Below are 6041 nucleotides of genomic sequence, written 5' to 3'. Positions count from 1 at the left end.
GACTGCGGCCCCGCCGGCCAGCGCCTCGGCAGCCGCCCGCACATCCGCGGCCACCTCCGGCGGCAGCCACCTGCTCCCCAGCGGGAGCGGCGCGCGCCGCTGCACGTACTCCAGCACCTGCGGCGGCTGTGCGCGGCTGTTCGGGTCCTTCTGGAAGCAGCCGCGGATCAGCTCCGAGAGCGCCGCCGGCAGCGTCCCCAGCACCGGCGAGGACTTCGCGACCCGCAGCTTCACCTCGTCGGCCGTCCCCTCCCCGAACGGCGCGCGGCCCATCGTGGCGAAGAACAGCGTCGAGCCGAGTGCGAACATGTCCGCGGCCAGCGTCACCGCCCGCGCCTTCGCCTGCTCCGGCGATTGGAAGCCGGCCGAGGTCGGCGTCCGGCGCCGCGCCTGTTCCGGTGCGAGGAAGCCGGCGACGCCGATCTCCGCCACGCCGTCGAACGCGCCGGCCAACGCGTAGTCCACGAGGCACGGCCCGTCGGCCGTCAGCAGTACCGTCCCCGGCCGTAGATCCCCGTGCATCACCCCGGCGGCGTGGACGGCCGTCAGCGCCTCGGCGATCCCGGCGGCCAGCGTCAGCAGCGCCGGCTCGGGCAGCGGGCCGTGGTCGGCGACCGCCTGCGCCAGCGTCACGCCGCCGACGAACCCCGCGGCCAGCCACGGCGTCGCCGCCTCCAGGTCCGCGCCCAGCACCGGCGCGGCGTGCGGGCTCGACACCGTGCGGGCCGCCGCGATGTCGGCGGCCAGCCGGGCCTTCACGCTCTCGTCGGCCAGCAGCTCCGGCCGCAGCGCGCGCACCGCGGCGACGCGGCCGTCGTCCGAGCGCCCCGCGTAAAGCACGCCCAGCGCCCCCACGCCGAGCCGCCCCAGCGTCGCGTAGGGGCCGACCCGTCCCGGGTCCCCCTCGGTCAACGGCCCCATGATCATTCCGACCACCCTCGACCACCCCTTGATCGCGGCTGCATCACGCGAGCCGTCTCCCGTGTCCCCGTGCGCCATCGGCGTTTCGTGCTTTGTCCTTCGTGCTGCTGGAGCATGATGCCAAACCCTTGTCGGCTCCCCCGCCGTCCGGGCCCTGTTCCCCCGTCGATAGGATGTGACGTAGATCACGTTTCCACTACTCCGGGTGACGCGTTCTATGGAATCTGACGCGATGTCCATTAGAGTTCGCGCAGCTCCTCAGAGCCCTGCATAGCGAAACAGCCCGCAAGACACCACAGTGTAAGAACATTGCCCGTCTGGGAGACACAAGTCGATGGCGACTGACACCATCGCGCCCGGCCCCGAGGCACCCGCCCCGCTGAGCCCGGCGCGCGCACAGATCGAACAGAAGACGCTGCGCACAGACAGGTGGTGGCTCAGTCCGCTCCTGACGATGCTCGTGCTAGTCGCCTTCATCTTCTACGCGACGTTCCGCGCGTTCCAGAACGCCGATTACTACACCGGCAACCTGATCTCACCGTTCTACAGTCCGTGCATCGCGACCAAGTGCGTGCCGGGCTCGTCCCTGGGCGGCTTCAAGCCGTTCGGCGACTGGTGGTCGATCTCACCGGCGCTGCTCATCCTGATCTTCCCGCTGGGGTTCCGGATGACCTGCTACTACTACCGCAAGGCCTACTACCGGGCCTTCTGGCAGTCGCCGCCGGCCTGCGCGGTCGCCGAGCCGCACGGCAAGTACACCGGTGAGCGCCGCTTCCCGCTCATCCTGAACAACTCCCACCGGTACTTCTTCTACGCGGGCCTGATCTTCAACACGATCCTGAGCTGGGACGCGATCCTGGCCTTCCGCAACCCCGCCGGCCAGTGGGGGCACATGAGCGTGGGCACGCTGGTGCTGATCGCGAACGCCGTCCTGCTGTGGGTGTACTCGCTGTCCTGCCACTCCTGCCGGCACATCATGGGCGGCAAGCTCAAGCACTTCTCCAAGCACCCCCTGCGTTACAAGGGGTGGACTCTGGTGTCGAAGCTGAACCACAAGCACATGCTCTTCGCGTGGGTGTCGCTGTTCGGCGTGGCGCTGACGGACGCATATGTCGCCCTGGTGGCCAACGGCACGTTCAGCAACCCGACGTTCTTCTAAAGGACCAGTGCGCACTCATGACTGACAACACCGAGAACACCGAGAACGCGGTGGGCACGAAGAGCACGGAGCCCGTCGAGCGCCACTCCTACGACGTGGTGGTGATCGGGGCCGGCGGCGCCGGACTGCGCGCCGCGATCGAGGCCCGGCACGCCGGCAAGCGGGTCGCCGTCATCAGCAAGTCGCTGTTCGGCAAGGCGCACACCGTGATGGCCGAGGGCGGCGCGGCGGCCGCCATGGGCAACGTGAACCCGAAGGACAACTGGCAGGTCCACTTCCGCGACACGATGCGCGGGGGCAAGTTCCTGAACCACTTCCGGATGGCCGAGCTGCACGCCAAGGAGGCCCCGGACCGCATCTGGGAGCTGGAGACCTGGGGCGCGCTGTTCGACCGCACCAAGGAAGGCAAGATCAGCCAGCGCAACTTCGGCGGGCACGAGTACCCGCGGCTGGCGCACGTCGGCGACCGCACCGGCCTGGAGCTGATCCGTACCCTGCAACAGCGCGTCGTCGCGCTCCAGCAGGAGGACAAGGCCTCGACCGGCGACTACGAGGCCAACCTCCGCGTCTTCGCCGAGACCACGATCGTCCGGCTGCTGAAGGACGCCTCGGGCCGGATCGCCGGCGCCGTCGGCTACTACCGCGAGACCGGCCAGTTCGTGGTCTTCGAGGCGCCGGCGGTGATCATGGCCACCGGCGGCATCGGCCGCAGCTACACCGTCACTTCCAACAGCTGGGAGTACACCGGCGACGGCCACGCGCTGGCCCTGCTCGCCGGCGCCGCGCTGGTGAACATGGAGTTCGTCCAGTTCCACCCGACCGGCATGGTCTGGCCGCCCTCGGTGAAGGGCATCCTGGTCACCGAGTCGGTCCGCGGCGACGGCGGCGTGCTCCGCAACAGCGAGGGCAAGCGGTTCATGTTCGACTACGTGCCGGACGTGTTCCGCAAGCAGTACGCGGAGACCGAGGAAGAGGCCGACCGCTGGTACGACGACCAGGAGAACAACCGGCGTCCCCCGGAACTGCTGCCCCGCGACGAGGTGGCGCGCTCGATCAACTCCGAGGTGAAGGCCGGCCGCGGCACCCCGAACGGCGGCGTGTTCCTGGACGTCTCCACGCGCCTTCCGGCCGAGGAGATCCGCCGCCGGCTGCCGTCGATGTACCACCAGTTCAAGGAACTGGCCGACGTCGACATCACGGCGCAGCCGATGGAGGTCGGCCCGACGTGCCACTACGTCATGGGCGGCATCGAGGTCGACCCGGACACCCAGGGCACGGTCGTCCCGGGCCTTTACGCGGCCGGTGAGTGCTCCGGCGGCATGCACGGCTCCAACCGGCTCGGCGGCAACTCGCTGTCCGACCTGCTGGTCTTCGGCCGCCGCGCGGGCCTGCACGCCGCGGAGTACATCGACGGGCTCGGCACCGCGGGCAAGCCGGCCGTGGCCGCCGCCGACGTGGACGCCGCGCTGGAGGAGGCCCTGGCCCCGCTGGCCAACGCGGACGGCGAGAACCCGTACACCCTGCACCACGAGCTCCAGGTGACGATGAACACCCTGGTCGGCATCATCCGCAAGCCCGAAGAGGTGAGCGAGGCGCTGACCAAGCTGGAGGAGTTCAAGCCCCGGCGCACCAAGGTCGGCGCGGCCGGCGGCCGCCGCTTCAACCCCGGCTGGCACGTCGCGCTGGACCTGCGCAACATGCTGATCGTCAGCGAGTGCGTGGCCAAGGCGGCGCTGGAGCGCGAGGAGTCGCGCGGCGGGCACACCCGCGACGACCACCCGGCGATGTCCTCGAAGTGGCGGCAGATCAACCTGATCTGCTCGCTGAACGAGGACGGGAGCGGGATCGATCTCAAGCACCAGCCGATCCCGACGATCCGTCCGGACCTGCTCGGGCTGTTCGAGGTGTCCGAGCTACAGAAGTACTTCACGGACGAGGAGCTGACGGTGCTCGGGGACTCGGCGGAGCCCGTGGCCGAGGCCAAGCCAGCCGGCGAGGCCAAGCCCGCCGCCGAGCCGGAGGTCAAGTCCGAGCCGGCGACCGAGTCCAAGGCGGAGGCCAAGTCCGAGCCCGAGGCCAAGCCGGAAGCCAAGACCGAACCGGCCCCGATCCCCGGCCAGAGCAACGGCGAGAAGGCGGCTGACACGGCAGCAGACAAGGTGGCCGAGAAGTCCACCGAGAAGTCCGCCACCGCCGAGGCCGAGGAGCAGACCGCCCAGGCCGAGGCCGAAGCCCAGACCGAGGACGCCGAGACCGCCGCCGAGGAGAAGTGACGATGGGTTACAAAGGCAAGTTCAAGGTCTGGCGCGGCGACGCCTCCGGCGGCGACCTGAAGGACTTCGAGGTCGAGATCAACGAGGGCGAGGTCGTCCTCGACATCATCCACCGCCTGCAGGCGACGCAGGCCCCGGACATGGCCTGCCGCTGGAACTGCAAGGCCGGCAAGTGCGGCTCCTGTTCGGCGGAGATCAACGGCAAGCCCCGCCTGATGTGCATGACCCGCATGTCCACCTTCGAACAGGACGAGACCGTCACCGTCACCCCGCTGCGCACCTTCCCGGTGATCAAGGACCTGGTGACCGACGTCGGCTTCAACTATGCCAAGGCCCGCGAGGTGAAGTCCTTCACCCCGCCCAAGGACCTGTTGCCCGGCGAGTACCGCATGCAGCAGATCGACGTGGAACGCTCGCAGGAGTTCCGCAAGTGCATCGAGTGCTACCTGTGCCAGAACACCTGCCACGCGGTCCGCGACCACGAGGAGAACAAGGACAACTTCTCCGGCCCGCGCTACCTGATGCGCGTCGCGGAGCTGGACATGCACCCCCTGGACACCGCCGACCGCAAGAACTCGGCCCAGGAGGAGCACGGCCTCGGCTTCTGCAACATCACGAAGTGCTGCACCGAGGTCTGCCCCGAGCACATCCGCATCACCGACAACGCGCTGATCCCGATGAAGGAGCGCGTCGTCGACCGCAAGTACGACCCGCTGGTGTGGCTGGGCAACAAGATCCGGCGCCGGACGTCTTCGGACGCGTGAGGGAACGCTGAACGCGAACGCTGAACACTGAGCGCTCATCGCGCCCGGGGCCGTGGTCTTAGGACCGCGGCCCCAGGCGTTTCCGGCCCGGATCTGCGATAAAGGATCCATGGCCCCTACGCACGCCTTGAACCACGAGCAGGTCGCCGCCTACCTGGAGCGCATCGGCATCGCCGGAGCCCCGGCCGCGTCCGACGCCGCCACGCTTCGCCGCCTCCACACCGCGCACCTGCACTCCGTCCCCTTCGAGAACCTGAGCATCCACCTCGGCGAGCCGGTCGCCCTCGACGGCACGGCCCTGTTCGAGAAGATCGTCAAGCGACGCCGAGGCGGCTTCTGTTACGAACTCAACGGGCTGTTCGCCCTCCTCCTGGAAGCGCTCGGCTACCGGGTGCACCGCATGTCGGCCCGCACCTTCAGCACCGCCCACGGCTACAGCCCGCCCCTGGACCACCTGGCGCTCCAGGTCACCGACGACACCGGTACCGCCTGGCTGGCCGACGTCGGCTTCGGCCGCCACACCGAGCTCCCCGTCCGCTTCGACGACCGCACGGACCAAAAGGACCCCGGCGGCCTGTTCCGCATCGCGGAGAACGACGACGCCGAGCTCACCGTCTTGCGCGACGGCGAGGCGCAGTACCGTGTGGATCCCAAGCCGCTGGCGCTCGCGGACTTCACGCAGGCGTGCTGGTGGCAGTGCACGTCGCCGGAGTCGCACTTCACGCAGAGCATCGTGTGCTCGCGCCTCACCGACGACGGCCGACTCACGCTGACCGGCGACCAGCTGATCACCACCGACGGCGCGGGACGACGGCAGGTCGAGGAGGTCGCCTCGGACGAGCAGCTGCTGAGCCTGCTCCGCGACCGGTTCGGGATCGAGCTGGCCAAGGCGCCGCGGCTGCCCATCGGCCGCCCCTGATCCCC

At 69.4% G+C, this 6041-nt stretch carries 5 protein-coding genes; 4 read left to right on the top strand and 1 reads right to left on the bottom strand.

Annotated elements, in window-relative coordinates:
• Nucleotides 1-912 (bottom strand): serine/threonine-protein kinase (locus tag IZR01_RS47600; RefSeq protein WP_194927705.1); only part of this gene is annotated, 912 nt, incomplete at its 3' end.
• A 343-nt stretch (nucleotides 913-1255) separates the two neighbouring features.
• On the opposite strand from IZR01_RS47600, the gene sdhC reads away from it, so the two are divergent.
• From sdhC to IZR01_RS47580, 4 genes are all read left to right on the top strand, one after another.
• Nucleotides 1256-2080 (top strand): succinate dehydrogenase subunit SdhC, encoded by an 825-nt coding sequence (sdhC, locus tag IZR01_RS47595; RefSeq protein ID WP_194899422.1) that lies wholly within the window; start codon nucleotides 1256-1258, stop codon nucleotides 2078-2080.
• A 17-nt stretch (nucleotides 2081-2097) separates the two neighbouring features.
• Nucleotides 2098-4353: a fumarate reductase/succinate dehydrogenase flavoprotein subunit gene (locus tag IZR01_RS47590; RefSeq protein WP_228561375.1), complete on the top strand. Its 2256-nt coding sequence runs from the start codon at nucleotides 2098-2100 to the stop codon at nucleotides 4351-4353.
• Between the two features lie 2 nt (nucleotides 4354-4355).
• Nucleotides 4356-5117, top strand: a complete 762-nt coding sequence (locus IZR01_RS47585; protein WP_194899423.1) for a succinate dehydrogenase/fumarate reductase iron-sulfur subunit — start codon at nucleotides 4356-4358, stop codon at nucleotides 5115-5117.
• Nucleotides 5118-5226: 109 nt separating this feature from the next.
• Nucleotides 5227-6036, top strand: coding sequence for an arylamine N-acetyltransferase family protein (locus IZR01_RS47580; protein WP_194927704.1), 810 nt, complete (start codon nucleotides 5227-5229; stop codon nucleotides 6034-6036).
• Nucleotides 6037-6041 lie beyond the last annotated feature (5 nt).

Source organism: Catenulispora pinisilvae, from assembly GCF_015356865.1.
Lineage (GTDB): Bacteria > Actinomycetota > Actinomycetes > Streptomycetales > Catenulisporaceae > Catenulispora > Catenulispora pinisilvae.
Note: the sequence above shows the minus strand (reverse complement) of the source record. Positions and strands in the feature narration are given on the sequence as shown.

What these genes read in the sequence shown, in the direction of transcription:
- sdhC (WP_194899422.1), top strand. Translation starts at nt 1,256, where the DNA reads ATGGCGACTGACACCATCGCGCCCGGCCCCGAGGCACCCGCCCCGCTG.
- IZR01_RS47590 (WP_228561375.1), top strand. Translation starts at nt 2,098, where the DNA reads ATGACTGACAACACCGAGAACACCGAGAACGCGGTGGGCACGAAGAGC.
- IZR01_RS47585 (WP_194899423.1), top strand. Translation starts at nt 4,356, where the DNA reads ATGGGTTACAAAGGCAAGTTCAAGGTCTGGCGCGGCGACGCCTCCGGC.
- IZR01_RS47580 (WP_194927704.1), top strand. Translation starts at nt 5,227, where the DNA reads ATGGCCCCTACGCACGCCTTGAACCACGAGCAGGTCGCCGCCTACCTG.